Consider the following 26,453-nt stretch of genomic DNA (forward strand, 5'->3'; position numbering starts at 1 on the left):
TGCTAATCCTAGTGCTCGGGCTCATCCTCAATCCGAAAGCCCAGGTCCAAACTGGAGTCCTCCAGCGGGTCATGGCCCAGCTTGTTGGTCAAGTCCTCAAAAATTGACGAGGGCTTCTGGTCCCGGCGCACAGCGCGGGTACCCTGCGCGTCATCGGAGCCGTCCTCCTCGCCGTGGCCGATGGGCTCGACCTCATCATCCCCCGGCGCACCGGCCACCGGCCCGCCATGCGCCTCATTGCGCGCCCGGCTCGGCAGCGGCACCGGCTTATCGGGGCGCCGCACGGGCGCACCCTCCTGCTTCCCAGCGCTCCCCTGCTCCGGCAGCGCACGCGACGCATCCAGCTGCGAGGTGTCCAGCGGCTTTTCGGTACCGGGCGTGGGGGGCAGGACGCGGGCGGCGTCGGCAAGCGCCCGCAGCGGAGCGATGGCGTCCTCCCAATCGGCGGCACGGCTACCCCGATCGAGCTGTGCGATCACCCACTCAGACTCCAGCCACACCGCGTCCACAGCCTGCGGCAGGCGGGCCAGGGCGTCGCGGACGCGCTCATCAAGGAACCGGTCCGCCGCCTGCGGATGCGTGGCATAGCAGTGAAAACCCACGCCCTCCAGGTCCACCGCCGCGTCGACGGCAACCAGGTCATCGCTGTCTTCCTGCCCGCCGAACTCCTGATCAAACTCCGTGCGGCGGATATCCACCACCACCTCGGAGGAAGAGGGGCGCGCCACGGCCACCACCGTGACCGCGGCCAGGTCCGCCACGTGAATACTCACCCCATCAACGCTGCCGGAGACAACCTCCCGCGCCGCAGCGCCCTCCGCCGCAGCACCCCGATACCACAGCTCAGACACGCTCGGATCCGTACGCGCGTAGCTCCACCCCTTGTCCTGGGCCCACGCGCGGCGCTCCCGGCGCGCCGAACCGGGCATGCCAAAGCGCGAGCGAGCGGCCGGGCGCGGGGTAGCCGGGGCCTCGGGCTCCGGGTCCTGTACCTCCGCGACCTCTTCAAAGCCGTCCTCAGACAACGCCCGGGCGGTCACATCGACGGGCTCCTCGCCGGAATCGAGCTCGGGTTCCGGATCGAGGCCCGGCTCGGTTCCCGGCTCAGGTTCCAGCTCGGCAGCGGGAGTATCCCAAGCATCCGCCTCGCCGATGGGGTCGGTCAGCTCCGCCTGCGCGTGGCGGCGCCGGCGGGCGTCAATCCACCACAACACCAGCGCGCCAAGGAGACAGAGTGCAGCAAGCGCAAACAGAAGCGTTTCAGTCACCCCACCCACTTTAACGGCAACCTCTTAACTTCCCAGCAGAAACGCTCAAAGGTGTCGTTGCACGGGGTTGAAAGGATCGGCGCACCACTGCGACCAGCCGCCCACAAAGTGCCGCGGCGCGGGCAGACCCGCGTACATCATCGCGGCGATGACCAGCGCAGAGTGCAACCCAGAACCGGAATAGACCACCACGTCTTCATCCTTGGTGATCCCGTGCTGGGCAAAAATCTCTGCTAACTCTTCCCGAGACTTCCACGTGTTGTCTTCCCGGCGCAATGCGCGCACCGGCACGTTGATGGCCCCGGGAATGTGGCCGGCTTTCAGGTCCAGCATTTCTCGGCGCCCCGCGTAACGATTCGGCTCGCGGGCATCCACCAACAACCCGGTCCAGCGTTTAACCTCGGCGATATCAATCACCGGCATCGCGCCCACCTGGGGGGTGAGGTCACTGGTAAAGCACGGGTTTCCGGGGCCGACCAGGGTGGGGTAGCCTCCGGCGACCCAGGCGCGCAGCCCGCCGTCCAGGATGCGCACTCGCTCCACCCCCGCCCAGCGCAGCACCCACCAGGTGCGCGCAGAAAACAGCCCCCGGCCCCCGTCATAGACCACCACCTCATGGTCGTGGCGCATGCCCCACTTTTCAAACCAGTGCGCAAGGCGCCGCGGGTCCGGCATGGGGTTGCGGCCCAGTTTCGAGGAGGGGATATCGGCTAGGGCGGAGGCGGGATCACAAAACACGGAGGTGGGGATGTGTTCGGCGCGGAAACGCGCGAAACCATTTTCTTCCACCGGACGCCATCGGCTTGCGATGACCGTCAACTTTCCCCCAGTTTGGATCCGCTCTGCTAGCTCTGCTGGCGAGATCAACACGTCCATAGCCGCCATACTATCGCCAGCAGGCCACACCCCGCAGAACGAGAAGTCCCCCCGCCCCCGAGTGCGGTGCGTTATAGGACCGCAGACAGCAGCGGGGCAACCGTGGTGACGATGGGCAGCAGGGCGGTCAGGATGCCCACGAACGCCTTGGTGTCCTCGGCGGAGGAGCCTTCCTTCTGCTCGCCCTTGCCGTTCTCGTCCTTCTTGTTGTCCTGATCCTTCGAGGAGGAGCCCTCAGAGTCCTTCTTGGAGGAACCCTCGGACTTGGCCGGGGCCTCGGTCTCGTCGGCAGCAGCCTCGGACTCGGCAGCCTCGGCGGTCTCGGCGGCGGCCTCAGACTCGGCGGCCTCGGAAGCAGGAGCCTCGGACTCGGCGGCCTCGGCGGTCTCAGCAGCCTCGGTGGCCTCAGCGGTGGCCACGACGTCCTTGTCCTGGGAGGAACCCTCAGCAGCGAAGGACGGGGCGGCGAAGACGCCGGAAACGAGGGCGGTGGTAGCGGCAACGGCGACCAGGGAGGTGCGAGATAGCTTCTTCATGTGGATCCTCAATTCATCCAAAATAGACCAATAGGTGCAACCTGTAGGCTGTAGTTGCTACGCAGACTATAAGCACACCCTTGGCCATCCGTCACATTTTCGCCACAACTTGGTACGAAGGGAGACACCCGCCGGCTACCCCCGCTCCCCCCGCCCCCGGGGTCAGCGCCGGGCGCTGACCTCCAGGCGCTCGCCGCCATCGGCGACGTCCACGGCCACGGAATCACCGTCCGTGATCGCCCCCGCGAGCAGCTCCCGGGCCAGCTGGTCGCCGATGGACTGCTGGATGAGGCGACGCAACGGCCGGGCGCCGTACGCCGGGTCATAGCCGCGATCGCCCAGCCAATCCCGGGCCGCATCGGACACGTGCAGGCTCAGGCGGCGCTGCGCCAGCCGGGCCGTGAGCTGGCCGATCTGGATGTCCACGATGTGGGTGAGCTGCTCATGGCTCAGGGCGTCGAACACCACGACGTCATCAAGCCGATTAATAAACTCCGGCTTGAACGCAGACTTCACCGCCGCCATGATCTGCTCGCGGCTGCCGCCGGCACCCAGGTTGGAGGTGAGGATCAAGATGGTGTTGCGGAAGTCCACGGTGCGGCCCTGACCGTCGGTCAGACGGCCGTCGTCCAGAACTTGCAGCAGGACGTCGAAGACATCCGGGTGGGCCTTTTCCACCTCGTCGAAGAGCACCACCGTGTACGGGCGGCGCCGCACGGCCTCGGTGAGCTGGCCGCCCGCGTCATAGCCCACGTATCCGGGGGGCGCACCGACCAGCCGGGCGACGGAGTGCTTCTCCCCGTACTCGGACATATCGATGCGCACCATCGCACGCTCATCGTCAAAGAGGAATTCCGCGAGCGCCTTGGCCAGCTCCGTCTTGCCCACGCCGGTGGGACCTAAGAAGAGGAAGGAGCCGGTGGGCCGGTTCGGGTCGGCGACCCCGGCGCGCGCCCGGCGCACCGCATCGGAGACCGCCGTGACGGCCTCGTGCTGCCCGACCACGCGCTTGCCCAGCTCAGCCTCCATGTTGAGCAGCTTTTCGGTCTCGCCCTGGAGCATCTTGCCTGCCGGGATGCCCGTCCACGCGGAGACGACCTCGGCGATGGTGTCCGGGGTGACCTCCTCGGAGAGCATGGCGGAACCTCCGCGATCGGCGGCGGCCGCCTCGGCGTCGGCAAGCTCCTTTTCCAGCTCCGGGATCCGGCCGTAGCGCAGCTCGGAGACCTTGGCGTAGTCACCGTCGCGCTCGGCTATCTCAGAGTCGTTGCGCAGGGCTTCCAGCTCGCCCTTGACCTCCTGGACGCGGTCGATGGCGTCCTTCTCATTGGCCCAGCGTGCCTTGAGCTCGCTAAGCTTCTCGCGCTCGTCGGCCAGATCGGCGCGCAGCTGCTCCAGGCGTTCCTTGCTGGCGGCGTCGGTTTCCTTTTCCAGGGCGATCTCCTCGATCTCCAGGCGGCGCACGATGCGCTCGGCCTCGTCGATCTCCTGGGGCGAGGAGTCGATCTCCATGCGCAGCCGGGAGGCGGCCTCATCGACCAAGTCGATGGCCTTATCCGGCAGGAAGCGGTTGGTGATGTAGCGGTCCGACAGCTCGGCCGCCGCCACCAGCGCGGAGTCCTGGATGCGCACCCCGTGGTGGACCTCGTAGCGCTCCTTGAGCCCACGCAGAATGCCCACGGCGTCCTCGACGCTGGGCTCCCCGACGTAGACCTGCTGGAAGCGCCGCTCCAGCGCCGCGTCCTTCTCGATGTACTTGCGGTACTCGTCCAGGGTGGTTGCGCCGACGAGCCGCAGCTCACCGCGTGCCAGCAGGGGCTTGATCATGTTCCCGGCGTCCATCGCGGACTCCCCGGTCGCCCCGGCGCCAACAATGGTGTGCAGCTCATCGATGAAGGTGATGATCTGGCCGTCGGCATTCTTAATCTCATCGAGGACAGCCTTGAGGCGTTCCTCAAACTCGCCGCGGTACTTCGCGCCGGCGACCAGGGAACCCAGGTCCAGGGAGATCAGCGTCTTGCCCTTCAACGACTCCGGGACGTCCCCGGCGACGATGCGCCGCGCCAGGCCCTCAACAATGGCAGTCTTGCCCACGCCGGGCTCGCCGATGAGCACCGGATTGTTCTTGGTCCGCCGGGACAGCACCTGCACCACGCGCCGGATCTCCGAGTCGCGCCCAATAACCGGGTCGATCTTGCCGTCGCGGGCCCGCGCCGTTAAGTCCGTGGAGTACTTCTCCAACGCCTGGAACTGGCCCTCCGGATCCTGGGTGGTCACCTTGTGCCCGCCGCGCACGGAGGGGAAGGCCGCGGTGATGGCCTCATAGGTCGCGCCCTTGCCCTTGAGTAGCTGGGCGGTGTCATCGCTGCCGCGGGCGATGCCGGCGAGCAGCACCTCGGTAGAGACGTACTCATCGCCCAGCTCCCCCGCCAGCTCCTGGGCGGCGGTCAGGGCGTTGAGCGCGTCCCGGTTGAAGTTCGGGTTGGCCATATTTTGCCCGCTCGCCGACGGATATCCGGCGACGAGCTCACGCGCGCCCGCGATCACGGCCTGCGGGTCCACGCCCGCGGCCTGCAGGACGGGCGCGGCCACGCCGTCCGCCTGCTCCAGGATGGCCTGCAGCAGGTGCGCCGGACGAATGTCCGGGTTGCCCGCCGCCGAAGCGGTGCTTAAGGCCGCCTGGAGGGCCTCCGAGGTTTTGGTTGTGGGGTTAAAAGAGTTCATGCGAGTGGCGCCTACCTTCCTACCTGCGCTTGGTGCGCTCAAGTTTATCTAGTCACTAGCTATAACGCACCAGGAGTTGAGTCTGTTCCACTCAGGTAAGAATTTTTTCGCTTATCGACGCCCCTCGTCCCCCTAGCTCCCCAACAGCGAGACGCGCGCACGCCGATGCGCCGCATCCCCCGTGCGCTCGGCCTCATCGACCAGGCCGCTGGCATAGTCCGCGTAAGAAATCACCGACTCCCCGGCCGCGTTGGTGGTGAACTCCTCGCCTGCCAGCTGGTAGTTGCCCGTGCGCGGGCCGTCCGCCCGGAAGTCCGCGGCCGGGCTGATAAACGTCCAGTCCACGTCGTCACGCTCCCGCAAGGCGGCCAGCTGCTTGATCTGGCCCTCGGCCGTGGCCAGGAACTCCGCCGGAAACTCCGGGGTCTGCGCCAGCATGCGCGTGTGCTCCGCATCAACGAAGAGGCTGCCCGCACCGCCGACGACGAGCAGGCGTGCCCCGGCGGCTGCGGCGGCGTCGGCAAGCACCTCCACGCTGGGCACATGCTGGGTCGGGTCATTCGGGAAGCTCAGCGCATCGACCACCACATCCGCGCCCTTTATGTCGGCGGCGCTGAGGTCAAAGGCGTCCTTGACCAGGGCGTGCTGGGCGGGGGTGTCCACCTCGCGGCGGGTTACGGCGGTGACCTCGTGGCCGCGATCCACCGCCTCGGCGACGATGCGGCTACCCGCCTGGCCTGCGGCTCCGACGACGATGATCTTCATAATTGTCCTCCTTGGGAATCGGTTGACTAGCTGACCCCCACGACCCTAGTATCCAAAGGAAACTAGTAACCAAATGGAAACCCCCTTACCCAACGGATAGCAATGCCCCTGAACAGCACCGATCATCCCCTACCCGCCTGCCCCGTCGAGGTCACGCTGCGCGCCATCGGCACCAGCTGGAAGATCCTCATCCTGCGCGAACTGCTCGGCGGGCACCAGCTGCGCTTCGGCGAGCTCAAAGAGCGCGTCACCGGGATCAGCCCCAAAATGCTCACCGCCAACCTCCGCGCCATGGAGGCCGACGGCCTGCTCACCCGCACCGCCCACCCCACCATCCCCCCGCGGGTGGACTACCAGCTCACCGAACTAGGCGAAAGCCTCGCACCGGTGCTCGACGCCATGAAGAAGTGGGGCTCGGCTATTCCTGCAACGGCTCATACTGCGTAGCCACGAGTTTCTTGCGGCCTGGCACCCACTTGAGCACCAGCGCCGCGCCAAGAATCACCACCGCAGCCACGGTGGTGACCAGCCCCAGGCCCAAGGTCCAGCCAGCGATCACGGCAATCGGCGCGATGATCGTCATGCCGATCTCGAAGGGGGCGAAGCCCACGTAGGCCACGCCATACTCGTTGAGCGTGCCGGACTTCAGCTTCGGATCCACGATCTTGAGCAGCGCGATACCCGTGGCCACCGCGGCCGTCGCCCAACCCCACCCGAAGATCGCGCGCTCGATCCACTGCTTGCCAAAGAACGTGGGCGCAACGAAGAACAGGAACACCACACAGTAGATGGTGCCCAGGATGAACATGATGACCAGCGGCACCCAGTAGCTGGCAATAGCCGCCGGCACGATCGACGCCGTACCAAAAGCAATGAGGTAGTCCGTGGCCGCACCCGAAATGGAATTGATGGTGTCCCGGTCAACATAATTCGGCTTGCCCAGCAGGTTGAGCAGCGTCTTGCCCAGGATGCCCATCACGAAAGCCACCGCGAACAGCGGCGGGGAGACCGAGGGGAAGATGCCCTTGAGCCACCCATTAAACAGGTAGGCCACCATGACCGTCAGCGTGAGGATGCCCGCATGCAGCGCAATCGGCTCGATGGCCGAGGGGTTGGTGGTCGCCTTACCAATCGACGGGCGGTTTTCCTCCTCGTCGATGTAGCCGGACAGGATCTCCCACGGCAGCTTCTTAGGCATCGAAGCCGTGCGCTCCGTACGAATCGCCCAGTTGGCAAAAATAATGCCGCCGACGATCGCCGCCAGCGTGCCCACCGTCGCCGAGGTAAAGCCCAGCGAGCTGGCCCCCACCGCGCCCGTCGCCTCCAGGGAGGAACCCACCGCAGCCGCCGTACCAAAGCCGCCGACGTAGCCCACCGGCAGCATCATGCCAAACCAGTCCTCCGTGCCCCAGATCGGCTTGAACAGGAAGACACCCAGCAGGATGAACAGGCCCCACTGGCCCAAGAACATGCCCGTGGAATAGGACCACATCGCCTTCGCGCCCGAGCGCACCGAGCGGTCAAACTGCATGGAATACGGCATCGCGGCAAAGACCACGGCGATGAGGATGGTGGTGTAGTCACCCATCCGGTCAGAAAAGCCCAGCAGGTTCAGGACGTGGGGGCCCAACAGCAGGCCCAGCAGCCCGGCCGTAATCGGGCTGGGCAGCAGCAGCGCCTGGAACAGCTTCACCCTTCTGCGCAAGACATTGCCGACCACCATAAGAAAAGAAATCCAGCCGACGTCGACCAGAAGCGAGAACGGGGTATATTCCACGGCACCTCCCTAAAGCAAGGTTTTTGCATTGACCAGTGACCGACTCATCCTATCCGATCGGATGCCCCCGGTGGAAGGGATTAGCGCCGCCAGAACAAAAAAGTCCAGACCTTCGCCTGCCCGAATTCCCCCATGTCGCCCCCAGCACTCCGTGCCCAACGCCAAGTAGACCTAGTATGGTAGTCATGCCTGCCGCCAGTCTCAATGACGTCGCGCGACTCATTCGCATGTATCCGGATACATTCCGAGATGCCACGCACAGTCGCTTCTACGTCGACCACCTGGAAGCCCGCAACGTTTTTCCGCTGCGCCTGTCCGATTCCCACCTGGACCTTGCGCCTGCTGTCGCATGGGTGCTGGAAAACAGCACCCCCGGTCAACTCGGCGAGGTCGCCCTCGACTTTGTCCGCTCCCTGGGCATGGACCACCGCCGCCACGGATTCCCCGCAGTGGCCTACGCCACCTTCGCCCACAACCTGCGCTTCGGACTGCGCGAAGTCCTGCGCACGGCGGGTGAACCTTATACGCTCGCGGCACAGGAGGCGGAAGAACTCATCGAAGGCGCCTGTGTGGAAATGGCGGCCGTCGCCGTGGAGGCAGACCAGGCAGGAATCCCCCCGGCCTACACCGGAGAGGTGATCTCCGTGACGCGCGTGGCGCGCCGCATCAGCACCGTCACCCTGGATACCGGCCTGGGAGTGCCCTTCCGCCCCGGCCAGTACCTGCGGACCACCACGGCCATGCTGCCCGGGCTGTGGATCCCCATGGCCCCCGCCAGCCCTCCCAACGACTTCGGCCAGATCGACTTCCACGTCTTCGCCGAGGAGGGCTCCGCCGCCCAACGCCTGAGCATGACGCAAGTGGGAGACCACTGGACCTTTAGCCAGCCCCACGGCGCCTTCGGCGTCGACGGCTCCCGCGACATCCTCATGATCGCCCACTCCACCGGCTGGGCGCCGCTGCGCTCCATCATGTTCGACCTGATGAACTCCGGGCAGCCGCCACGCGTCACGCTCTTCCTCGCCGCCGACTACCCCGGCGAACTCTACGAGCTAGCAAGCCTCATCGCCCTTGCCCGCGCCAGCTACTGGCTGACCGTCATCCCGTGCGCCACCCACCGCGTGGACGACTGGTGGGTCTCCCCCCTGGCGCCCACCCCCGACGTCTACATCGCCCAGGCCGACAACGCCGGCGAACTGGCCATGACCCGCGGCTATTGGCCCAACGATGACGTCCTCATCGCCGGGCCCGCAGCAGACGTCAACCGCAGCGCCGCGGCGCTGGAAGCCGCCGGCTGCCGGCGCATCCAAACCCAACCGTGGTAGCCCGCTGCTCGCCGCCTCACAGGATGGGGATCGCGCGGCGAGTTTGGGCGACGTCGATAAGCGAGACATCCGCGACGAGCAGTTCCTCCTCCTGACCAGCCTCCGCAAGCACCGCGCCGTCCGGCCCCACGATCATCGAATGGCCCACCCCCGTAGGATCGTCCTGCTCCCCATCGCCCGGCTGATCCGCCGCCGCCACAAACGCGCCGGTATCCAGGGCCCGCGCCTGCACCAACGTGCGCCACTGCCGCGTCTTGCCCGGCCCGCCGGACCAGGACGCAGGCACCGCAATCACCTGCGCACCCGCGCGCGCCAACCCCTGAAACAAATCCGGAAAGCGCAGGTCAAAGCAGGTTGCCACGCCCACGCGCGCGTCGCCTACCGGCACCAGCACAGCCCGCTGGCCCGCCTTGACGGTGTCCGATTCGCGGTACCCAAACGCGTCATAGGTGTGCCGCTTGTCATACCCCTCGTGCACGCCCGGGCCCGTGACCAGCGCCGTGTTATACACCCGATTGACGCGCCGACCCTCGCGCTCCACGGTGTCGGCAGGGCGAAACATGCCCACCACCGCGACCAGGCCGGCCTCCCGCGCCGCGGCTGCCACCGCCGTGGCAAAGGGGCCATCTAGCTCCTCCGCACGCGTATCCAGCCTGCTGGTAGCAAAAGCCTGCGACATCGCCTCCGGGAAAACTACCAGGTCAGCGCCCCGTTTCCCGGCGCGCTCAATCTCACCGCACACCCGCTGGGCATTGCGGCGAGTATCGTCCGTGGACTTAACCTGTGCAACAGCAATCCGCATGCCGCCCCAGCGTATGTGGACAAACCGGCTTTTTCCACAGGCCGGGGCGCAGCGCGCGGCAGGGGCCCGGGAGCACGGGCACGCTGACGGCCATGGACATCTTGCAGCTCACCGCCACCTTCGCGCAGCGCCTCCACGCCTGCACCACCCCACCTATCACGGTCGCCCCGCCGCCATCGCCGGACAGCCTGACCAGCATTGCGCTCGCCGAGGCGGTCTCCACCTGGACGACCCAGCTGGCCAACGCCACCGCTTCTCGACGCCGCCACCTCACCGCACTCACCCACCTGTGCACCACCGCACAACTCACCGATGACGCCACCGCCCGAGCGCTGTCATGATCACCGGACTCAGCGCACACACCCTGCGCGCCACCGCCGCCACCATGCGCGCCGCGGCCGCCCAGACCAGCACCGGCCACACCCAACTGGTCGCCGAACACCGCGCGCTCAACCACGCCGGTGCCGCCGGCACGGCCGTCGAGCGCGGGCTGGCAGCCCTGGACCGCACCGCCGCGCCCTGGGACCTGACCGCCACGGAAATGCTGCGGACGGCAACCGTCCTGGAGCGCGCCGGCGACCTACGCTCCTTCCTGGAATCCTGGTACCAGCAGCACGCCACCACGCTGAAGAAGTTCAGCGATCATTCGCTGCTCTTCGGGCAACTGACCAGCCTTGCCAATTCGCTGGGGCACGTCATAGACATGCAATGCGCACTAGAAATCGCCCGCATCTGCTCCTCGCCGCCACCTGAGGACCTGGACCTGACGTGGCTGGCCGCGCAGTATCCTGACGCCACGGTGCTGCAGGCCGATGGGGGCGGGCTCATCGTTGCCTTCGGGGACGTCGATAAGGCGGAGACGGTGACCACCTTCGTCGCCGGGACTGGCTCCTCCAACCCCGCGGGCTGGCCCGAGCAGGTCGATCGCGTGGCCGCCCTGAGCACCCACACGGGAAACTCCGGCAAGGCTGCCACCGTGTTGTGGCTCGGCTACCAGGCGCCACCAACGCTGGTCGGCGCGACCGCTCACAGCCCCGCCCGCGCGGGAGGCGGTGCGCTGCGGGACTTCCAAAAGGAGCTGACCCGGCGCAATCCCACGGCGCGACGCACGGTCATCGGGTATAGCTACGGCACGGTAGTGGTGGGGCAGGCGGCGACGCAGCCCTTAGAGGCGGACAACGTCATCCTGGTGGGCAGCCCGGGGGTGCCGCAGAAACAGGCGTCGGACTTTCGGCTGCGCGATGGCGGCCGGGTCTATGCGGTGACCGCCCCGGGGGATCCCATCGACCTGGCGGCGGGTGCGCGTGAGGGGATTCATGGCCGTGACCCGACAGCTGCCAGCTTTGGCGCCGAGGTGTGGCAGGCACAACCTGGAGACCACGGCTCCTACTGGACTGATGAGTCAACCTTGGCCCATATCGCCCGCGTCGCGCGGGAGTGAGAGGTTGGTCACAGTGCTTGAAGGGGGAGGGGATAGGGTGTAGAAAGGAATCAGAACAGGGAGGCGAGGGGGGATTCTTGTGACAGCACAAACAGCTACCACAGTCACACAGGCATTCTATGCCCATTGTGACCCCACCAATCCCCTCTGCCGCTTCACGCAGGAGCGCACGGACGCGGACATCGCGTTCTACCGCCGCCTTCTTCCCGCGCTGAATGTGGACAGCTCGGAGGACTACACCTGCTGGCGCGATGAGATCGCCGCCCAATTGGGCATGGGTGCCATGGCGTTGGATACGGCCCTTTTCGCGGTGGAGATTCTCACCCATCTCCCACGCCTTGAGGCCCTCCGTTCCCGCTTGCGGCACCTGCCCCTGCGCCACCTCGCGGCCGTCTCGCGGGCCCTGGCCGGCTGTGTGGATAACCAGGCCGTCATGGAGGCCGTGGACGCCGACCTCGCGGACTACCTCACCCCCACGGTCGCCCATCAGGCTTTTCCCACGCCGCAGACGCTACGCAGGCGCATCAACCGGATCCTGGACCGCCTGGTCCCCCCGCCTGCCGAGCGCCCTGCCGAGGCCACGCCGCCCCCGGCGCCCGGCAATCCCACGATTTCTGCCGTCACGTCCGAAGACGATGTCACCTTTGTTACCGCCGCGATGACCGTGGCGGATGCCACCACCTTCATGACCTCACTTCACCGCGTGTCCCACAAGGAATCGCTAACGCTGGGCCAGGCCCTCATGGCCATCCTTCAGGGGTCCGTACAGGTTCGCGCAACGCTGAACTTCTTTGGCACCCCCGAAGAAGGTCCCCGCTACCTACTGGGCGCGGGCTACCTGCGCGCCGCCGAGGCCGCCTGGGCACGCAGCCAGATCACGGCGCATCGTGACCTTTCCGCGGCCCCCAGCTACACCAGCACAACCAAGCATGACGCGCCAACGGCCGTGGCCGCCTACGTGGGTTTCCGCGACGGTGGCTGCCGCTACCCGGGGTGCTCGTGCACCACCGATCTGCAGCTGCACCACGTCATCGGTTTTGACTACGGCGGCCCCACCACCGCATCCAACCTGGTCAGCCTGTGTGCACGGCACCACAACAAGGTCACCTTTGGCCATGTGCGCATGTTCATGACGGAATCCGGCGTGTGCAGTTGGTACTTCCGCACCGGAGACTGCCTGCGCACCCTGCCCACGGGCCCCTTGGCGGATCCGCAGCGCATCAGCTGGGCATACACGGCCCGGAAGCGCGCCGAAACGCGGGCCCGCCACAGCGGGCGAACGCCTATCGACGCCGCCGGCGCCGCACCTCCGGCGACCACATCACCACCGCAGTGGAGCGGGGAACATGGACCAACTCCCCGCGGTGGGAAGACTGCTCGCGGAGCCTCCGATTCTCCGCGCCCAGCTCCTCCACTTCCTCCTTGAGGCGGGAGTTCTCCCGACTCAGGTCGATGATCGCCTTGATGCCAGCCAAGTTGACGCCATCCTCCTGGCTGAGCTTCTGGATGCGCTGCAGCATGGCCACGTCCGCCCGCGAATAGCGGCGTCCGCCGCCCCGAGTACGGGCTGGCGTGACCAGACCTAAACGGTCATAGGTGCGCAGGGTTTGCGCATGCATGCCCGCAAGCTCGGCAGCCACGGAGATGACAAAGACTTCTTCACCATCGGATGCATGATTGGAGGGCATATCACTGTGCTCCTTCCCAACCGGCGCGCGGACGGAAGCCCGCGTCGCGTTCGGCCTGCGCATAGGTGCGCAGGGCACTGGTTGCGGCGGCGTCGAGATGCTCCGGAACCTGGACGCGAACCTCCACGAGGAGGTCACCGCCCTTGATTCCGCGCCCCTTGACGCGCAGCGTACGGCCATCGCGGGTGCCGGCGGGAACCCGCACACGCACGGGCGCGTCCAGGGTGGGCACCGTAATGGTCTCGCCCAGAGCCAGCTCGGCGAAGGAGACAGGAACCGTGACCTCCAGGTTGTCCCCGACGCGTTCGAAGACCTTGTCCGGGCGGACGTGAACCGTGACGAACAGGTCGCCCGAGGGCTTGCCGTTCGGCCCCGCCTCGCCCTGGCCCGCCAGGCGGACCTTTTGTCCATCGACCACGCCCGCTGGGATGCGGACCGTGATGGAGCGGGTGCGCTTGACGGTGCCGGTGCCGGAGCACACGACGCAGGGATCGGTGATCCGCTCGCCGGTGCCTCGGCAATCGGGGCAGGGCGAGGAGAATCCGAAGGCGCCGCGCGACTCGGAGGTAAATCCGCTGCCATTGCAGGTCGTGCACGTTTCACTGCGCCCAGATCGGGATCCGGAGCCGTGGCACGTGTTGCAGGGGGCGTCGCCGCTTAGTTGGAGCGGGAGCGTCGTCCCTTTCGCCGCCTCGCGGAACTCAAGGGTGATGTCGGTTTCGACGTCCGCGCCCCGCGCCGGCCGAGCTGACTGGCGAGCACTCCCGCCGCGATGAAAGAGGCCACCGAAGAGGTCACCAAGACCGCCGTCTGCAGAAAATCCTCCGCCTTGCTGGCCGAAGATGTCCGAGACGTTGAAGTCTTGCGTCGAGTACGTCCGCCCCGATGAGCGAAACCCGCCGGGAAACCCGGCACCTCCGAATCCGCCCTGGCGCATCATGGCGCGGAGCTGGTCGTATTCCTTGCGCTTATGTTCGTCACCGATGACGTCATATGCCTCGGCGGCCTTCTTAAAGCGCTCCTCCGCTACCTTGTCACCAGGCCGCTTGTCCGGATGGTTCTCCCGGGCAATGCGCCGGTAGGCCTTCTTAATCTCATCTTGCGATGCGGACGAGGAGACCCCCAGGTCCGCGTAATAGTTCTTATCTGCCCATTCACGTTCAGCCACTGGGCATCTCCTCCTTTCGCGTCAGCTCGCGGTGGCCTAATCCTGCTCGGATTCTTGTTCTGCTTGTGGTTCTTCTTGCTTATCGACGTCGGTGTCCTCGCTCTTGTCAGCAATGACCACCATCGCCGGGCGCACGATGCGATCCCGCACACGGAAACCCTGGCGCAGGATCGTGCCCAACACCTTGTCCTCGCCTTCGGACAGGTCCTGGACGGCCTCGTGGATCTCCGGGTCAAAAGGTTCGCCAGGTTCGCCGAAGGCCGCAACGCCCAGGGTGGACAGCGTGGCATGGAACTTATCGGCAAAGGCCTTCAACGGCCCTTCCTCAAGATCGCCGTGCTGCTTGGCCAACACCAGGTCATCGCTCATGGGCAATAGCTCCGCGATGACTCTGATGCGGGCCTCATCCACCGCTGCTTGGCGTTCGCGTTCGGTGCGGCGCCGGTAGTTGGTGTACTCGGCGCTGAGGCGCTGGAGGTCTTCCGTGAGCTCCGCAAGCTCATCTGTCTGCGGGGCCTGGTCGACCTCGGGAGCCGGCGCTTCCTCCTGTGCTACCTCAACCTCGTCGACCTCAGGGGTGTCTGGGGTTTCAGCCACTACTTGTCACCGTCCTCGTCGACGACCTCTGCGTCCACAACGTCCTCGCCCGCGGCGTTGGCGTCAGCCTGGGTGGCACCCTGGTTCGCCTGCGCCTCGTAGATGGCCTTGCCCATCTCCTGGGACTCGGTGGACAGCTTCTCCACGGCGGACTTGATTGCCTCCAGGTCATCGCCCTTGAGGGCTTCTTCCACACCCTTGGCGGCGTCCTCCACCTTGGTCTTGATGTCCTCAGAGACCTTGTCGGAGTTGTCCTCCAGGAACTTGCGGGTCTGGTAGACCATGGATTCCGCGGAGTTGCGGGTCTCCTGGGCCTCGCGGCGCTTCTTGTCCTCCTCGGCGTGGGCCTCGGCATCCTTGACCATGCGGTCAATCTCCTCCTGGGACAGGCCGGAGCCGTCCTGGATGGTGATGGTGTTTTCCTTGCCGGTGCCCTTGTCCTTGGCGGTCACGTGCACGATGCCGTTGGCGTCGATGTCAAAGGTGACCTCGATCTGCGGGATTCCGCGCGGTGCGGGAGCGATCCCACCGAGCTCGAAGGAGCCCAGCAGCTTGTTGGCGCTGGCCATCTCACGCTCGCCCTGGAAGACCTGGATCTGCACGGAGGGCTGGTTGTCCTCGGCGGTGGTGAAGGTCTCCGAACGCTTGGTGGGGATGGTGGTGTTGCGCTCGATGAGCTTGGTCATCACGCCGCCCTTGGTCTCAATGCCCAGCGACAGCGGGGTGACGTCAAGAAGCAGCACGTCCTTGACCTCGCCGCGCAGCACGCCGGCCTGCAGGGCAGCACCCACGGCCACGACCTCGTCCGGGTTGACGCCCTTGTTGGGGTCCTTGCCAGCGAGCTCCTTGACCAGTTCGGTCACGGCGGGCATACGGGTCGAACCGCCAACCAGGACCACCTGGTCGATGTCGGAGATCTTCATGTCCGCATCCGCGAGCACCTGGTTGAAGGGCTTCTTGGTGCGGTCTAGCAGATCCTGGGTGATGCGCTGGAATTCTGCGCGCGAGAGGGTTTCATCGAGGAACAGCGGGTTCTTGTCCGCGTCCACGGTGATGTACGGCAGGTTGATGGAGGCCTGCTGGGAGCTCGACAGCTCGATCTTGGCCTTCTCTGCCGCCTCACGCAGCCGCTGGAGAGCCATCTTGTCCTTGGTCAGGTCAATGCCCTGCGCGGACTTGAACTTGTCCGCCAGCCACTCAACGATGCGCTGATCCCAGTCGTCGCCGCCGAGCTGGTTGTCGCCGGCAGTGGCGCGCACCTCAACGACGCCGTCGCCGATCTCCAGCAGGGAGACGTCGAAGGTGCCGCCACCGAGGTCGAAGACCAGGATGGTCTGCTCATCGTCGTTCTTTTCCAGCCCGTAGGCCAGGGCGGCCGCGGTGGGCTCGTTGACGATGCGCAGCACGTTAAGGCCCGCAATCTGGCCGGCCTCCTTGGTGGCCTGACGCTGCGCGTCCTCGAAGTAGGCGGGCACGGTGATGACGGCATCGGTGACGTCCTCGCCGAGGTAGGACTCCGCGTCCCTCTTCAGCTTCATCAGCGTGCGCGCGGAAATCTCCTGCGGGGTGTACTTCTTGCCATCAATATCAACGTTCCAGCCCGTCTCGCCGATGTGGCGCTTGACGGAGCGGATGGTGCGATCCACGTTGGTCACGGCCTGGTTCTTGGCGGACTGGCCGACCAGAACCTCACCGTTCTTTGCAAACGCCACCACGGACGGGGTGGTGCGAGCACCCTCCGAGTTGGCGATGACGGTGGGCTCGCCACCCTCCAGCACGGCAACCACCGAGTTGGTGGTGCCCAAGTCAATTCCTACTGCGCGTCCCATGTGCACTCCTCCTAGTCAGTTGTTCGTTGTACCGGGATGAACCCTAGCAGGTCTTCTTGAGTACCCGGCACTCAACCTTACATCCTCCTCAACGCACCCACCCCCCAACTTGTTCCCACCGGACTCAACTTTCCTGCAGTACCCCCGCGGCGTCGATAAGCAACGCCGTGAGCTGGGCGGACAAAATTTTTTCCAAAAACCCCTTCCCACTGTGTCCAAAGTCATATAGGTTGCACCTGGTGGCGCACCCCGCGCCACCCGGACGAAAGGCCTTCCATGACCGAGAAAGCACAGTCCCAACGTCGGCGGTTCAACCCCGATGAGGACAAGGGGCTACAAAAAGGGCTGAGCAGACGCCAGCTGCAAATGATTGCCATGGGCTCGGCCATTGGCACCGGCCTGTTCCTGGGCACCGGCGCGCGCCTGGAAACAGCCGGCCCCTCGCTGGCGCTGCTGTACCTCGTGTGCGGCTTCATGGGATACCTCATCCTGCGCAACCTCGGCGAACTGGTGGTTTACCGCCCGTCGTCGGGGTCTTTTGTTTCCTACGCGCGCGAGTTCTACGGCGAAAAGGCCGCCTACGCCACCGGCTGGATGTACTGGTTCAACTGGGCGATGACCGCCGTGGCAGACGGCACCGCCATTGCCATCTACATCAAATGGTTCGGCCAATACAGCCAGTTCATTGCCGGGCTCCCGCAATGGTTACTGGCGCTGACGGTAGTGCTGCTGGTGCTCGCACTGAACCTGGTCTCCGTCAAGCTCTTCGGCGAGCTGGAGTTCTGGTTCTCCGCGGTCAAGATCGGCGCGCTGACGCTGTTTTTGATCATCGGCATCTTCTTTGTCATCTTTGGCAGCCCCTCGGGACAACCCGTGGGGCTGTCGCTGATTTCGGATGCCGGCGGCTGGTTCCCCAACGGGGTCCTGCCGGCCGTGATCGTCATCCAGGGCGTGGTCTTTGCCTACGCCGGCATCGAGCTGCTGGGCACCACCTCCGGCGAAGCCAAAAACGCCCGGGTGGAAATCCCCAAGGCCATCAACCTGGTGATCTTCCGCATCAGCGTCTTCTACTGCGGCTCCGTCCTGCTGCTGTGCATGCTGCTGCCCTACACCGACTACTCGGCCACAGAGTCGCCCTTTGTCACGTTCTTCGATTCCATCGGCGTGGACGCCGCCGCCCCGATCATGCAGCTCATCGTGATCACCGCGGCACTGTCCTCCCTGAACGCAGGGCTCTACTCCACCGGGCGCATCATGTACAACCTGGCCCAGGAAGGCTCCGCCCCGCAGTTCGCCGCCCGCCTGACCCGCGGCGGCGTACCCTACGGAGGCATCCTCCTGACCACCGTCGTCGCGCTCATCGGCGTGGGCCTGAACTATGTGGTTCCGGAGCAAACCTTCGAAATCGTGCTCAACCTGGCGGCCCTGGGAACCATGGCCAGCTGGGCGGCGATCACCGTGTCCCACCTGAAATTTGTCCGCCTCTCCCGCGCCGGAGAATACGAGCGCCCCGACTATCGGGACCGCTTCGCCCCCTGGACAAACTACCTGGTCATCGCCTTCCTGGCGGTGGTCATTGTCCTCATGGCGCTGGACTACCCGGTGGGCTCCTGGACCCTGATCGTCTCCCTGCTGTTCATCCCGGCGCTCATCATTGGCTGGAAGGTGAATAGGCGCCGCATCATCGCCGCGGTGGACACCCGGCAGCGGCGCCGCGCCGCCCGCGAAGCCCGCCAACACGGCGAGGCCAGCCAAGGCTCCACCGCCGCCACGGCGCTGGGCCGCGAGGAGCTGACCCGCCAACGCGAGGACAACCCCCCGGAAAGCTAATCGCCCACCACCCCCGTACCACCTCACCCCCCTCCAACATGTCAGACAAGGAGTTGAAAATGACCCAGTTCGTCGACGTCCATTCCATGGCCCAGTGGATCCAACGCGAAGGCGTAGAGCACATCATCGCCGGCATGATCGAATACCTGGAGCGCGACTATTCGCGGTGGCAGCGCTTTGACAAGATCCCGCGCGTGGCCAGCCACACCCCCCTGGGCGTCATCGAGCTTATGCCCACCTCCGATGGGGAGGAATACTCCTTCAAGTTTGTCAACGGCCACCCCTCCAACCCGGCGCGCGGCTTCCAAACCGTCACCGCCTTCGGCGTGTTGGCAGACGTGGATAACGGCTACCCCACCTTCCTGGCAGAAATGACCCTGCTCACGGCCCTGCGCACGGCGGCAACCTCGGCGATGGTGGCCAAGCACTTGGCCCGCCCGGATTCCGCAACCATGGCCATGGTTGGGGCGGGCAGCCAGTCGGAGTTCCAGGCGCTGGGTTTCAGAGCCGGCTTGGGCATTCACACCATCAGAATCTTTGACACCGATCCGGCAGCGCTGGAGAAGTTCCGCCGCAATATCGAGCCGCTGGGCTTTGACATTCACGTGGCTTCCAGCGTTGACGACGCCCTCGTGGGCGCCGACATCATCACCACCTGCACCGCGGATAAGGCGCAGAATCAAATCCTGGCGGACTCCCAGGTGGGCCCCGGCGTGCACCTCAACGCGGTGGGCGGCGACTGCCCCGGCAAGACGGAGCTGGACCCGGCGATCCTGGATCGCGCCACCGTGTTCGTGGAGTTCCCGGAGCAGACCCGCATCGAAGGGGAGATCCAGAATCGGCCGGCCGACTTCCCGGTCACGGAGTTTTGGCAAGTCATCACCGGCGAGGCTCCGGGGCGCACCAGCGCCGAGGAGATCACCGTGTTCGACTCGGTGGGCTTTGCCATCAATGACTTTTCCGCGCTGCGCTACCTGCGCGATTCCACCGCGGAGACGGACCTGCAGGCCCACCTGGATCTCGTTGCCGACCCGGACGATCCCAAGGACCTGTTTTCCCTGGTGCCCAGCTTTGACCCCGTGGTCTAGCTAGCCCCACCTACCCCCAAAAAAACGTGACGCGACAACCATAGGGCAAATGCTCTTCCGCGTCGCGGTTTCGGGCCGTATCCTCAAAGCACGTCGTGCCTGCCCGCTCCGTCCGCCACGAGCCACGTGGCCGGGCCGGAAGCTGTGGCGGGTGCGCCGCGAAGCAACACCCCACTTTCTACTTCTATTCTCACCACCCCACGAGTCGTAGCAGCAAGCCTCGCACCCGAGGCGCCTGCCGCGCAGGGTAGAAAGCTCAAGGATTCACCGCCATGTCGTCCCCCACCATTCCGGAACGCCCCGCAAATTCTTCCGACGTCGACGTCGCTGCCCCCCTCGCGCTCACCCGCGCACGCCACTGGCACGCACAGACGGAGACGGACACCGCCCGCGCGGAAGCCAAGGCCACCGAGCAGCTCGCCGAGCTGGTTCGCGATCCCGACGGCGTCCGCTTCACCATGGAGTTCGTGGACCGCGTCACCCGGCCCGAGGACAATAAAGTTGCCGCGCGCAACCTGCGCAAGATCACCGACGCCCCAGACTTTTTGGGGCCCCTGAACAAATCCATGCTGGGCCTGGGCGCCGCCCTGGGCACCAGCCTGCCCGGCGTGGTCATGCCGGCCGCCCGGCGGCGCATGCGCCAAATGGTCGGCCACCTGGTCCTCGATGCCGATGGCGCCGCCCTTAACGCCCAGCTGGATAAGGCTGCCGCGGAGGGCACCCAGCTCAACCTCAACCTGCTGGGTGAGGCCGTCCTCGGCGAGAAGGAGGCCAAGGACCGCGCGGAGCGCACCCGCCAGATCATCCTGAACCCCAAGGTCACCTACGTGTCGGTGAAGGCCTCCAGCCTGTGCGCCCAGCTCAACCACTGGGACTTCGAGGGCTCGGTGACGCGCCTGAAGGATCGCCTGCGCCCGCTGTACCGGGCGGCCATCTCGCGCAGCCCCCACGTGTTTATCAACCTGGACATGGAGGAGTACCACGACCTCGATCTGACGATTCGGCTGTTCACGGAGCTGATCAGCGAGCCGGAGTTCCATGACCTGCGCGCCGGCATCGTGCTGCAGGCCTACCTGCCGGATACCCTCCAGGCCCTGGCCCAGATCAAGGACTTCGCCCTGGAGCGCCGCGCCGCAGGTGGCGCGCCCATCAAGGTGCGCCTGGTCAAGGGCGCGAACCTGTCCATGGAGCGCGTGGCGGCGGAGACGCACGGGTGGGCGCAGGCCCCGTACCGCACGAAGGCGGAGGTGGATGCCAACTACATTCGGCTGCTTGATTACATCTTGCAGCCGGAGTACGCGGATGCCATCCAGGTGGGCATCGCGTCGCACAACCTGTTTACCTCGGCGATGGCGTGGGAGTTGGCGGCGCGACGGGGCGTCGAAAAGCAAGTAGAGGCGGAGATGCTGCAGGGCATGGCCCCCGCGCAGTCGCGGGCCGTGCACGAGGTGTTCGGCGAGATGATCCTGTACACGCCGATCGTCACCGCCGAGGACTTCGACGTGGCCATCAGCTACCTCATCCGCCGCCTGGAGGAGAACTCCGCCAAGCAGAACTTCTTGTACTCCCTGTTCGCCCCGGAGGTCGAGGGCCCGGATCACCGCACCCCCATGCAGCAGCAGGAGGACCGCTTCACCGCGGCGGTCAAGGACCGCTGGTCCACCCCGTTTGGCCCGCAGCGCACCCAGGATCGTACCGCGCAGGAGGGCACGCAGGCGCCGCGCATCGGCCGCTTTGTCAACGAGCCGGACACGGATCCGGCGCTGCCGGCCAACCGCCAGTGGGCCGTCGACGCGATCGCCCACGATCCCGGCGCCCCGGAGCACGCCGAGGTTACCGACCCGGCGGAGGTCGAGGCCGCCGTCGCGCGCGCCAAGGAGCTCGGCGCCGCGTGGGGGACGGTTCCCGGCGCGCAACGCCAGGAGGCCTTGCAGGCCATTGCGGATGCCCTGGCCGACGCCCGCGGCGACCTGATCTCCGTGATGGCCCATGACGCCGGCAAGACCGTGGACCAGTCCGACCCGGAGGTCTCCGAGGCCATCGACTTTGCCAACTACTACGGCTACTGCGCCGCGGAGCTGGACAGCTACCGCAGCCAGTTCAGCCCGCGTGCGGTCACGGTGGTGGTGCCGCCGTGGAACTTCCCGGTGGCCATCCCCAACGGCGGCATCTGCTCGGCGCTGGCGGCGGGCTCGGCGGTGATTATCAAGCCCGCCCCGCAGGTGGTGCGCTGCGCCGAGGTGCTCGTTGCCGCCGTGCGCCGCGGTTTGGAAGCCGCCGGGCAGGATCCGGACCTGGTGCAGCTGGTGCGCGCCGATGAGGGCGCCGCCGGCAAGGCCCTGATCAGCCATAAAGATGTAGACCAGGTGATCCTCACGGGCGCCTCGGACACCGCTGCGCTGTTCCGCTCCTGGGACCCGCACATGCGGCTGAGCGCGGAGACCTCCGGCAAGAACGCCATCATCGTGACCCCGGCGGCAGACCCGGATCTGGCGGTGGCGGACCTGTACCATTCCGCCTTCGCGCACTCCGGCCAGAAGTGCTCCGCGGCCTCCCTGGTCATCCTGGTGGGCAAGCAGGGTTCCTCCAAGCGGTTTATCAATCAGCTTGTCGACGCCGCGACCACCCTCAAGGTGGGCCCCGGCACCGACATCTCCACCGCCATGAACGGGCTCATCGAAGCCCCCGGCGAGAAGCTCCACCGCGGGCTGACCCGCCTCGAGCCCGGCGAGACTTGGCTGGTCAAGCCCAAGCAGCTCGACGAGGAGGGGCGCTTCTTTAGCCCCGGCATCCGCGACAACGTGGCCCCGGGCTCCTGGTTCCACACCCACGAGTGCTTCGGCCCCGTGCTGGGCATCATGTACGCCAAGGACCTTGAGCAGGCCGTCGAATGGCAAAACGCCACCGGCTTTGGGCTCACCGGCGGCATCCACACCCTCGACGATGATGAGGTCGAGTACTGGATGGAGCACGTGGAGGTGGGCAACGCCTACGTCAACCGCGGCATCACCGGCGCCATCGTGCAGCGCCAGCCCTTCGGCGGGTGGAAGAATTCGTCGGTCGGCGCCGGCGCCAAGGCGGGCGGGCCCAACTACGTGGCCCAGCTCGGCGATTGGGCCGACGGCGACCTGTCCACCCCGCAGCGCGTGGACGTCTCCCCCGCCGTCGCCGCGGTGATCCGCCGCTTCGACCAGCTCAGCGAGGACGACCAGTGGTGGCTGTGGCGCGCTGCCGAGCTGGACGCGCTGGCCTGGCGCGAGGAGTTCGGCATCGACCACGACCCCACCGGCCTGATCTCCGAGGCCAACATCTTCCGCTACCGGCCGCTGCTTAACCCGCTGCCGGTCCGCGTGGGTGAAGGCTTTGCCCTGCGCGACGTGGTGCGCCTCCTGGCCGCCGCCGAGCTGACCGGCACGGACGTGGAGATCAGCGGACCGGCACCCGTGTGCGAGGAGCTGGCCCAGGCCGGCATCGAGGCGCGCGTGAGCAGCGACGGTGACTTTGCCGCCCAGGTGCGGGCGGGGGCGTCGTTACGCGTGCGCACCGTCGGCGCAGTAGCAGAAGAGCTCTACGCCGCAGCCGCCGAATCCGCCTCCGTGGTGCTGGACACCCCCGTGCTTGCCGACGGCCGCCGCGAACTGCTCAGCTTCCTGCTTGAGCAGGCCGTTTCCGTGACCATGCACCGCTTTGGAATTATCACCAACACGGGACACATCCAGCGCTAACACGCCCCACAGGCATGCCGTAACCTGGTGGCCATGAGCTCAGAGAAGTCGAGTCACAGAGACGACACATTCGACTCTAAAGACGTCTACGCAGACAAGGCCGCCGGGGTTTCGCCCACCGGACAACCGGAACCCGGCGCACAGCGCCGCGCCACCGAGGACCTGCCGCGGGTCATCGCCGAACTCGCCGGCGAACAAGACCCCGGCGCGGCAGACGGGAGTGCAGGCGGCGAAGAACCCGCCGTCACCGACCGCGCCGTGATCATCGGGCGCGACGGGCGCTGGGTCGCCGGGTGGGCGCTGCGCTTTATCATCCTCGTCGCCGCCGGGGCGATCCTGCTCAAAGGGATCGGCCTATTTTGGGTGGCGCTACTACCGGCCATCCTGGCGCTGATTATCTGCACCGTGCTCTGGCCGCCCGTCAAGTGGCTCCGCGACCATAAGTTCCCCTCCGCCGCAGCCACCATCACCGTCATCCTGGGCGCGTTCGCCGTCTTCGGCGGCGTCATCGGCGGCATCGCCCCGTCGATCGCCCACCAGGTTCCGGAAATGATCGACCGCGCCACCGAGGGCGTGCGCCGCCTCCAAGAATGGGTCCAAGGCCCGCCGCTCAACGTCGAACTCGGCGAATTCAATGGCGTCCTGGACCAGGTCACCGGCTTTGTCCAGGAGCGCGGCACGGCGATTGCCACCGGCGTGTTCACCGGCCTATCCTCCGCCAGCTCCGCCGCAGTCACCCTCCTGGTGACCTTCGTGCTGGTGTTCTTCTTCCTCAAAGACGGCACCAGGTTCCTGCCCTGGATGCGCACCCTGACCGGCGGCAACGCCGGCTGGCACCTCACCGAGGTGCTCTCGCGCACGTGGAACACCCTGGCCGGGTTCGTCCGCGCCCAGGCGCTCGTGTCCTTCGTGGACGCGATCTTCATTGGCATCGGCCTGGTGGTGCTCAAGGTGCCGCTGGCCCTGGCCCTGGCCGTGGTGACCTTCTTCGCCGGGTTCATCCCCATCGTCGGCGCGGTATCCGCCGGCGCGATCTCCGTGCTGCTCGCCCTGGTGTCCAACGGCACCACCAACGCGCTACTGGTATTGGGCCTGATCATCCTGGTCCAGCAGCTCGAGGGCAACGTACTCTCCCCAATCATCCAGTCCAAGGCCATGAACCTGCACGCGGCGATCGTGCTGCTGGCCGTGACCATCGGCTCGACGCTCTTTGGCATCGTCGGCGCCTTCTTGGCCGTGCCCGTGGCCGCCACCCTGGCGGTGTGGCTGCGCTACCACTCGGAAATGGTGGCCCTGCGCGCCGGCGAAATCACCGTCGATGACATCAAGATCGCCACCGCCCAAGGCGAGACAATGACCGCGCACGAAGGCTTTACCGCCGTACGCGATCACCTGGCCGGCCTGACCACCCGCAAGGATGCCGGTGCGGGGGCGCCGGCCACCGCTGTCAAGGCGTCTGAACTGCTCAAGGACGCCAAAGAGTCCTAGCCGTGCTGGGGCTGGGGCTGGGGGGCTTCCTTGTGGGCCAGCGGCCAGAAGATCACAATGAGCACGGCAGTCAGCCCGAGGGCGCCGGTGACCCACAGGGCTGATTCCAGGTGGATCAACGCAAGCGGCCAATAGAGCAGCCAGCCCAGGATCAGCCCTGGGAGCAGACACAACAGCATGCGCCGGCACTGCGTGGCCCTGGCACTGGTCTCCGTCATGAGCATGATGCGGCAGTCCCTTCTGCGTGATGAGCATGCATCTGCCAGCAGAATACCGCACATCCCTTGCGTGAGTACAGGGTCACCTTTGTGCGATTTTCACGCCGCAGAGCACGGCGGAACGCCCTGCCTAGCCGAAAAACTCCATCGCCACGCGCGCCAATTCCTCTGCCCCGCGGCGGGCGGCGTCTTCCCACGCCACGGACGAGGGGTTGTCCGCATGGTCGCTGACCTGCTTGATCAGGGTGATGGGCACGCCGAAGCGTTGGGCGACAAAGGCGAGCGCGTGGCCTTCCATGTCTACGAGGTCCGCGTCGGCGGCCAGGCGGTCGCGGGTGGCGGCATCGCCGATGAAGCTATCACCGGTGGTCAGCCGCGCGGCGGGCAGCGTGGTGGCGGCCGGCAGGTCGAAGGACTGCGGGCACAGCTCCGAGCTGTCGTGCCGGTGGACGTGGGAGATCTCGAAGATTCCGGTGGATCCGGACAGGGATCCGGCGGTGCCGATGTTAACGATGCGCCCGGGCAGCCCGGCGGCGGCCTGCGCGCGGGTGAGCAGCATGGTCAGTTCCGTCGTCGCACGCGTGGTGCCGATCCCGGTGACAAGTAGTGGCGCGGTGTCCGGGAGGGCGAGGGCTTCCGCGTGGGTGGCGGCGACAAACAGCGTGGCGCCGGGGCGCAGGGTTCCGATGATCCTGGTCACAGGGGCCTCCTTGAAATATTCAGCGGGCTGGTTACCCTCGGTGGGGCTGTTATTAGTGACCATCCTAAGGAGGTTTGACCATGACCATCACCGTCGCCGTCATCGCCCGCGATGATTTTGAGGATTCCGAGCTGACCAGCCCCGTCGAGGCTGTGCGCGCCGCCGGGGCCGACGTGACCGTCCTGTCCCCCGAGGCGGGCACCATCACCGGCAAGCACGGCACCAGCGTGACCGTGGACGCCACCACCGCCAGCGCGCAGGCCTCCGACTTCGATGCGCTGATCCTGCCCGGCGGAACCGGCAACGCGGATCTGTTGCGGCTTGACGACGCCGCCGTGGCCCTGGCCCGCGACATCGTCACCGCCAGCAAGCCCGTGGCGGCGATCTGCCATGGCGGGTGGCTGCTGACCGACGCCGACGTCCTGCGCGGGCGCACCGTTACCTCCTTCCCCTCGCTGCGCACGGACTTGCGCAACGCGGGCGCAACGTGGGTGGATGAGGAGGTCCATGTGGACGGCAACCTCATCACTTCGCGCACCCCGGACGATCTGCCGGCGTTCAATAAAGCGCTGGTAGCCGCGCTGGAAGGCTAGGTAGTTGAGCGTCTG

The 26,453-nt window shown here is 66.4% G+C and carries 22 protein-coding genes and 1 pseudogene; 10 read left to right on the forward strand and 13 right to left on the reverse strand.

Going from position 1 to position 26,453, the window contains the following annotated elements:
* Positions 1-8 precede the first annotated feature (8 nt).
* The 5 genes from LH390_RS10465 to LH390_RS10485 all read right to left on the reverse strand — a co-directional run bounded on the left by LH390_RS10465 (position 9) and on the right by LH390_RS10485 (position 6,169).
* Positions 9-1,268 carry a type III secretion system chaperone family protein gene (locus LH390_RS10465; protein ID WP_227326819.1) on the reverse strand — a complete coding sequence of 420 codons (1,260 nt, stop codon included), beginning with the start codon at positions 1,266-1,268 and terminating at the stop codon, positions 9-11.
* Between the two features lie 45 nt (positions 1,269-1,313).
* Positions 1,314-2,144 (reverse strand): sulfurtransferase, encoded by an 831-nt coding sequence (locus LH390_RS10470; RefSeq protein ID WP_227281376.1) that lies wholly within the window; start codon positions 2,142-2,144, stop codon positions 1,314-1,316.
* A 71-nt stretch (positions 2,145-2,215) separates the two neighbouring features.
* A complete protein-coding gene (locus tag LH390_RS10475; RefSeq protein WP_227281375.1) occupies positions 2,216-2,680 on the reverse strand; it encodes a hypothetical protein in 465 nt (154 codons plus the stop codon).
* A 162-nt stretch (positions 2,681-2,842) separates the two neighbouring features.
* Positions 2,843-5,404 carry an ATP-dependent chaperone ClpB gene (gene clpB / locus LH390_RS10480; RefSeq protein WP_227281374.1) on the reverse strand — a complete coding sequence of 854 codons (2,562 nt, stop codon included), beginning with the start codon at positions 5,402-5,404 and terminating at the stop codon, positions 2,843-2,845.
* Between the two features lie 132 nt (positions 5,405-5,536).
* Positions 5,537-6,169: an NAD(P)-dependent oxidoreductase gene (locus tag LH390_RS10485; protein WP_227281373.1), complete on the reverse strand. Its 633-nt coding sequence runs from the start codon at positions 6,167-6,169 to the stop codon at positions 5,537-5,539.
* Between the two features lie 102 nt (positions 6,170-6,271).
* On the opposite strand from LH390_RS10485, the gene LH390_RS10490 reads away from it, so the two are divergent.
* Positions 6,272-6,616, forward strand: coding sequence for a winged helix-turn-helix transcriptional regulator (locus LH390_RS10490; protein WP_227281372.1), 345 nt, complete (start codon positions 6,272-6,274; stop codon positions 6,614-6,616).
* On the opposite strand, the gene LH390_RS10495 is transcribed toward LH390_RS10490, so the two are convergent.
* A complete protein-coding gene (locus LH390_RS10495; RefSeq protein WP_227281371.1) occupies positions 6,588-7,946 on the reverse strand; it encodes a sodium/glutamate symporter in 1,359 nt (452 codons plus the stop codon). The two genes, LH390_RS10490 and LH390_RS10495, sit on opposite strands and share 29 nt — an antisense overlap.
* A 185-nt stretch (positions 7,947-8,131) precedes the next feature.
* Here LH390_RS10495 and LH390_RS10500 point away from each other — a divergent pair, with 185 nt between their 5' ends.
* A complete protein-coding gene (locus LH390_RS10500) occupies positions 8,132-9,271 on the forward strand; it encodes a hypothetical protein (RefSeq protein WP_227281370.1) in 1,140 nt (379 codons plus the stop codon).
* Positions 9,272-9,287: 16 nt separating this feature from the next.
* Here LH390_RS10500 and LH390_RS10505 read toward each other — a convergent pair whose 3' ends face one another.
* Complete coding sequence (locus LH390_RS10505; protein WP_227281369.1) at positions 9,288-10,073, reverse strand: nitrilase-related carbon-nitrogen hydrolase; 786 nt, start codon at positions 10,071-10,073, stop codon at positions 9,288-9,290.
* Positions 10,074-10,165: 92 nt separating this feature from the next.
* Here LH390_RS10505 and LH390_RS10510 point away from each other — a divergent pair, with 92 nt between their 5' ends.
* From LH390_RS10510 to LH390_RS11620, 3 genes and pseudogenes are all read left to right on the forward strand, one after another.
* Entirely contained in the window at positions 10,166-10,414 is a 249-nt protein-coding gene (locus LH390_RS10510; RefSeq protein ID WP_227281368.1) for a hypothetical protein, read from the forward strand.
* Positions 10,411-11,514 carry an alpha/beta hydrolase gene (locus LH390_RS10515; RefSeq protein WP_227281367.1) on the forward strand — a complete coding sequence of 368 codons (1,104 nt, stop codon included), beginning with the start codon at positions 10,411-10,413 and terminating at the stop codon, positions 11,512-11,514. Before LH390_RS10510 ends, LH390_RS10515 begins: the two co-directional genes overlap by 4 nt.
* 742 nt (positions 11,515-12,256) lie before the next feature.
* A pseudogene (locus LH390_RS11620) lies at positions 12,257-12,610 on the forward strand (HNH endonuclease signature motif containing protein); the annotation flags it as partial.
* Positions 12,611-12,797: 187 nt separating this feature from the next.
* Here the strand turns inward: LH390_RS11620 and LH390_RS10520 are convergent.
* The 4 genes from LH390_RS10520 to dnaK are packed head-to-tail and all read right to left on the reverse strand — an operon-like array spanning position 12,798 to position 16,796.
* Positions 12,798-13,202 (reverse strand): heat shock protein transcriptional repressor HspR, encoded by a 405-nt coding sequence (locus LH390_RS10520; RefSeq protein ID WP_227281366.1) that lies wholly within the window; start codon positions 13,200-13,202, stop codon positions 12,798-12,800.
* A 1-nt stretch (position 13,203) separates the two neighbouring features.
* Positions 13,204-14,370 carry a molecular chaperone DnaJ gene (dnaJ, locus tag LH390_RS10525; protein ID WP_227281365.1) on the reverse strand — a complete coding sequence of 389 codons (1,167 nt, stop codon included), beginning with the start codon at positions 14,368-14,370 and terminating at the stop codon, positions 13,204-13,206.
* Positions 14,371-14,406: 36 nt separating this feature from the next.
* Positions 14,407-14,967 carry a nucleotide exchange factor GrpE gene (gene grpE / locus LH390_RS10530; RefSeq protein ID WP_227281364.1) on the reverse strand — a complete coding sequence of 187 codons (561 nt, stop codon included), beginning with the start codon at positions 14,965-14,967 and terminating at the stop codon, positions 14,407-14,409.
* A complete protein-coding gene (dnaK, locus tag LH390_RS10535; RefSeq protein ID WP_227281363.1) occupies positions 14,967-16,796 on the reverse strand; it encodes a molecular chaperone DnaK in 1,830 nt (609 codons plus the stop codon). Before dnaK ends, grpE begins: the two co-directional genes overlap by 1 nt.
* A gap of 276 nt (positions 16,797-17,072) precedes the next feature.
* Between dnaK and LH390_RS10540 the strand changes: the two genes are divergently transcribed.
* The 4 genes from LH390_RS10540 to LH390_RS10555 all read left to right on the forward strand — a co-directional run bounded on the left by LH390_RS10540 (position 17,073) and on the right by LH390_RS10555 (position 24,927).
* Positions 17,073-18,626 carry an amino acid permease gene (locus tag LH390_RS10540; RefSeq protein WP_227281362.1) on the forward strand — a complete coding sequence of 518 codons (1,554 nt, stop codon included), beginning with the start codon at positions 17,073-17,075 and terminating at the stop codon, positions 18,624-18,626.
* 59 nt (positions 18,627-18,685) lie between these two features.
* The gene (locus LH390_RS10545) at positions 18,686-19,714 is read left to right on the forward strand and encodes an ornithine cyclodeaminase (protein WP_227281361.1); all 1,029 of its coding nucleotides are present in this window, start codon (positions 18,686-18,688) and stop codon (positions 19,712-19,714) included.
* 272 nt (positions 19,715-19,986) lie between these two features.
* Entirely contained in the window at positions 19,987-23,439 is a 3,453-nt protein-coding gene (locus LH390_RS10550; protein WP_227288221.1) for a proline dehydrogenase family protein, read from the forward strand.
* Positions 23,440-23,472: 33 nt separating this feature from the next.
* A complete protein-coding gene (locus LH390_RS10555; RefSeq protein ID WP_227337370.1) occupies positions 23,473-24,927 on the forward strand; it encodes an AI-2E family transporter in 1,455 nt (484 codons plus the stop codon).
* Here LH390_RS10555 and LH390_RS10560 read toward each other — a convergent pair.
* Positions 24,924-25,145, reverse strand: a complete 222-nt coding sequence (locus LH390_RS10560) for a hypothetical protein (RefSeq protein WP_227281358.1) — start codon at positions 25,143-25,145, stop codon at positions 24,924-24,926. The two genes, LH390_RS10555 and LH390_RS10560, sit on opposite strands and share 4 nt — an antisense overlap.
* Positions 25,146-25,275: 130 nt before the next feature.
* A complete protein-coding gene (locus LH390_RS10565; protein WP_311516931.1) occupies positions 25,276-25,845 on the reverse strand; it encodes a nucleosidase in 570 nt (189 codons plus the stop codon).
* 80 nt (positions 25,846-25,925) lie between these two features.
* On the opposite strand from LH390_RS10565, the gene LH390_RS10570 reads away from it, so the two are divergent.
* A complete protein-coding gene (locus tag LH390_RS10570) occupies positions 25,926-26,438 on the forward strand; it encodes a type 1 glutamine amidotransferase domain-containing protein (RefSeq protein WP_227281357.1) in 513 nt (170 codons plus the stop codon).
* The last annotated feature ends 15 nt before the right edge of the window (positions 26,439-26,453 follow it).

It is taken from the genome of Corynebacterium uberis, from assembly GCF_020616335.1.
Taxonomy (GTDB): domain Bacteria; phylum Actinomycetota; class Actinomycetes; order Mycobacteriales; family Mycobacteriaceae; genus Corynebacterium; species Corynebacterium uberis.

Coding starts and splice junctions, on each gene's coding strand:
- LH390_RS10470 (WP_227281376.1), bottom strand. CDS start 2,144: ATGGACGTGTTGATCTCGCCAGCAGAGCTAGCAGAGCGGATCCAAACT.
- LH390_RS10475 (WP_227281375.1), bottom strand. CDS start 2,680: ATGAAGAAGCTATCTCGCACCTCCCTGGTCGCCGTTGCCGCTACCACC.
- clpB (WP_227281374.1), bottom strand. CDS start 5,404: ATGAACTCTTTTAACCCCACAACCAAAACCTCGGAGGCCCTCCAGGCG.
- LH390_RS10485 (WP_227281373.1), bottom strand. CDS start 6,169: ATGAAGATCATCGTCGTCGGAGCCGCAGGCCAGGCGGGTAGCCGCATC.
- LH390_RS10490 (WP_227281372.1), top strand. CDS start 6,272: ATGCCCCTGAACAGCACCGATCATCCCCTACCCGCCTGCCCCGTCGAG.
- LH390_RS10500 (WP_227281370.1), top strand. CDS start 8,132: ATGCCTGCCGCCAGTCTCAATGACGTCGCGCGACTCATTCGCATGTAT.
- LH390_RS10505 (WP_227281369.1), bottom strand. CDS start 10,073: ATGCGGATTGCTGTTGCACAGGTTAAGTCCACGGACGATACTCGCCGC.
- LH390_RS10510 (WP_227281368.1), top strand. CDS start 10,166: ATGGACATCTTGCAGCTCACCGCCACCTTCGCGCAGCGCCTCCACGCC.
- LH390_RS10515 (WP_227281367.1), top strand. CDS start 10,411: ATGATCACCGGACTCAGCGCACACACCCTGCGCGCCACCGCCGCCACC.
- LH390_RS10520 (WP_227281366.1), bottom strand. CDS start 13,202: ATGCCCTCCAATCATGCATCCGATGGTGAAGAAGTCTTTGTCATCTCC.
- dnaK (WP_227281363.1), bottom strand. CDS start 16,796: ATGGGACGCGCAGTAGGAATTGACTTGGGCACCACCAACTCGGTGGTT.
- LH390_RS10540 (WP_227281362.1), top strand. CDS start 17,073: ATGACCGAGAAAGCACAGTCCCAACGTCGGCGGTTCAACCCCGATGAG.
- LH390_RS10545 (WP_227281361.1), top strand. CDS start 18,686: ATGACCCAGTTCGTCGACGTCCATTCCATGGCCCAGTGGATCCAACGC.
- LH390_RS10550 (WP_227288221.1), top strand. CDS start 19,987: ATGTCGTCCCCCACCATTCCGGAACGCCCCGCAAATTCTTCCGACGTC.
- LH390_RS10555 (WP_227337370.1), top strand. CDS start 23,473: ATGAGCTCAGAGAAGTCGAGTCACAGAGACGACACATTCGACTCTAAA.
- LH390_RS10560 (WP_227281358.1), bottom strand. CDS start 25,145: ATGACGGAGACCAGTGCCAGGGCCACGCAGTGCCGGCGCATGCTGTTG.
- LH390_RS10570 (WP_227281357.1), top strand. CDS start 25,926: ATGACCATCACCGTCGCCGTCATCGCCCGCGATGATTTTGAGGATTCC.